1 protein-coding gene and 1 pseudogene are annotated in these 528 nt (G+C 44.5%); both read right to left on the bottom strand.

All coding sequences use genetic code 11. The features are described 5' to 3' along the window. On the bottom strand, window positions 1-197 hold a 197-nt coding region (locus tag A3712_RS21525; protein WP_157618844.1), incomplete at its 3' end, for an ATP-binding cassette domain-containing protein. Between the two features lie 77 nt (window positions 198-274). After that, window positions 275-528: pseudogene (locus A3712_RS21520) on the bottom strand (signal recognition particle-docking protein FtsY); the annotation flags it as partial.

Raw genomic sequence — 528 nt, 5'->3', positions numbered from 1 at the left:
ATATCGTGATCGTTGAACCAGACACGCCCATCAGTCGGGCGCTCAATCGCGCAAATCAACTTCAGCAAGGTACTTTTACCTGCACCGGAATGCCCGCCTAAAAATGCCATCTCTCCACGTTTTAGATGGAAATCCACTTTTTGGAGTGCTTGGCGTCCACCTCGGTAGGCTTTGCTCACTTGCTGAAATTTGATCACCGAAAATTCCTCTTACGATCACTAATATCAAATTTAAAACGATAGCAGGTTAAGGGTAAACCACTTTGCTACTCGCGTTACTCTTCACGGCTAAATAGAGCTTCAATGAAGTCTTTTGACTCAAATGGACGCAGATCATCAATGCCTTCACCAACACCAATGTAACGAATTGGAATCTGGAACTGGTCAGCAATTGAGAAAATCACACCACCTTTCGCAGTGCCGTCTAACTTAGTTAGCGTAATACCGGTTACTGGTGCAACTTCACTGAACAGTTTCGCTTGGCTGATAGCATTCTGACCTGTACCAGCATCAAGTGTTAGCATGATTT

Source organism: Vibrio sp. HI00D65 (assembly GCF_001635455.1).
Classification (GTDB): domain Bacteria; phylum Pseudomonadota; class Gammaproteobacteria; order Enterobacterales; family Vibrionaceae; genus Vibrio.
This window is presented reverse-complemented; position numbering and strand designations above follow the sequence as displayed.